Genomic DNA, 2,313 nt, shown 5'->3' with positions numbered 1-2,313 from the left:
ACGTCAAGATTCCCCTCGCCGAGAAAATACGCAAATTCGATGCCCGGGTACTGACCCTGGATGCGGAACCGTCCAGCTTCTTTACCGTGGAGAAAAAGCGGCTGATCGTGGATGCCTTCTCTAAATGGCGAATCGTCGACGTGGACACCTACTACAAGTCCACCGGCGGTAATGAAGGGGTGGCCCACGACCGCCTCGCCAGTCGGGTCAATGATGGCTTGCGCAACCAGTTTGGTGCGCGCACCCTGCACGAAGTGGTCTCCGGTGAGCGGGATTTGCTGATGGAGCAGATCAAGGATTACCTGAATACCACGGTCCGCAAGTCATTGGGTATCGAAGTGGTCGATGTGCGGGTCAAGCGCATTGACCTGCCCCCCGAAGTCAGTGACCAGGTCTACCGCCGGATGACGGCGGAGCGGGAAAAGGAAGCGCGGGAGTTGCGCTCCAAAGGGGCTGAGGAAGCGGAAAAAGTACGTGCCGACGCCGATCGGCAGCGCACCATCCTGCTGGCCAATGCCTACCGGGAGGCCGAGGAGTCCAAGGGTGAGGGCGATGCGGTTGCTACCTCCACCTACGCGGCTGCCTACAGCAAGGATCCCGAGTTCTACGCGTTTCAGCGCAGCCTGAAAGCGTATAAAGAGTCCTTTACCAATAAAGGTGATGTGATGCTGGTGGATCCGGACAGCGATTTCTTCCGCTACCTGGACAAGCAGCAGGGCAAGTGAAATTGTACGGGCCCCATGGGGCCCGTCGTTTTGCTGCGCGACGGGTTGGCTTTCGGTGCTGACAAAAGTGCAGCAAGTGGCTCGAGACGGTGGTAGAATGCCGCAACCGGGCTTCCCCGGTTTTTTTATGGCTGTCTGAGTGTTTGTATGTGGGTGGATTTGGCCAAGGCGTTTTGCCTGATGCTGGTGTTGGAGGGCATTATGCCGTTTCTGGCGCCCGGCCGCTGGCGCAATATGGCCTCACTGCTGGCTCAGGTCGATGATCGCAGCATGCGTGTGATGGGTTTGCTCAGCATGTTGCTTGGGGCCGGTGCACTCTATTTTATCAACGGGTAATGACGATGACTGTGGCGGATCGGTGGCTGTTGCCGGATGGCGTTGAGGAAATTCTCCCCAACCGGGCACTCCAGATAGAGCGACTCAGACGACAAATTCTCGATCTCTACCACAGCTGGGGATACGACCTGGTGATTCCGCCACTGGTGGAATTTACCGACTCCCTGCTGAGTGGCACCGGTTCCGATCTGGACCTGATGACCTTCAAGGTGACCGACCAGATCAGCGGCCGCACCATGGGCATTCGCGCCGATATCACCCCGCAGACCAGCCGGATGGATGCCCACAGCCTGCAGCGCAAGGGTCCCAGCCGCCTGTGCTATGCCAGCACCGTGCTCTACACCCGCCCCCGGCACGCACTGGAGAGTCGCTCGCCCATTCAAATTGGCGTGGAACTCTACGGCGAAGCGGGACTGGCGGCGGATATCGAAGTGATCAGCCTGATGCTGGAAACCCTGCATCTCGCCGGCCTTGAGAAGCCGCAACTGGATCTCGGCCACGTGGGGGTCTACGGCAGCCTGCTGGAGAGCGCCGGCCTGGCCGCGGACCAGGAAGCGGAATTATTTGCGCTGTTACAGCGCAAGGCGGTGCCGGAACTGGATGCCTGGATCGGCGCCAACCTGCCCGATCCCGCCATGGCCACCATGATTCGCGCTCTGGTGGATCTGGCCGGCGGCGCAGAGGTGCTGGACCGCGCCCGCGAGCTGTTTGCCGAGGCCCCAGCCGAAGTGGAGCTGGCGCTCGACGAACTACAGGCTACGGTGGCCGCGCTGCAGGACAGCTATCCCGAGGCGGACCTGTACCTGGATTTGAGTGAGCTGCGCGGCTATCACTATCACACCGGCATCGTTTTTGCCGCCTACGCTCAGGGGGTGGGCCAGGCTATCGGCAATGGCGGCCGCTATGACCACGTGGGTGAAGGATTTGGCCGTTCGCGGCCCGCCACCGGTTTCAATATGAGTTTGCAGGCCCTGGCACAGTTGTCCTGTGGCCAGCAAATCGCCGCCGGGATTTTTGCGCCGGCAGCAGATGACACCGGTTTGCGTCAAGCCGTTAGCGCATTGCGCGCCCAGGGCGAGCGCGTGGTCTGTGGCTTCCCGGGACAACAGCCGGACTATGAAGAATTACACTGTGACCGCCAGCTGCTGTTGCTGGACGGCACCTATCAAATCAAACCTGTTTAACCATTTTCGTTCAGGGCTAGAGAATACACATGGGTAAGAATGTCGTGGTGCTCGGCACCCAGTGGGGT

The 2,313-nt window shown here is 60.1% G+C and carries 3 protein-coding genes; all 3 read left to right on the top strand.

The annotated features are described in order from the left end of the window. Positions 1-725, top strand: a 725-nt coding sequence (gene hflC / locus ABY948_RS12165) for a protease modulator HflC (protein ID WP_461482800.1), incomplete at its 5' end; no start/stop codon positions are given. A gap of 147 nt (positions 726-872) precedes the next feature. Then, positions 873-1,061, top strand: coding sequence for a DUF2065 domain-containing protein (locus ABY948_RS12160; RefSeq protein WP_461482799.1), 189 nt, complete (start codon positions 873-875; stop codon positions 1,059-1,061). A 5-nt stretch (positions 1,062-1,066) separates the two neighbouring features. Next, the gene (locus tag ABY948_RS12155; RefSeq protein WP_461482801.1) at positions 1,067-2,245 is read left to right on the top strand and encodes an ATP phosphoribosyltransferase regulatory subunit; all 1,179 of its coding nucleotides are present in this window, start codon (positions 1,067-1,069) and stop codon (positions 2,243-2,245) included. Positions 2,246-2,313 lie beyond the last annotated feature (68 nt).

This window comes from Porticoccus sp. (assembly GCF_041592135.1).
GTDB lineage: Bacteria > Pseudomonadota > Gammaproteobacteria > Pseudomonadales > Porticoccaceae > Porticoccus.
This window is presented reverse-complemented; position numbering and strand designations above follow the sequence as displayed.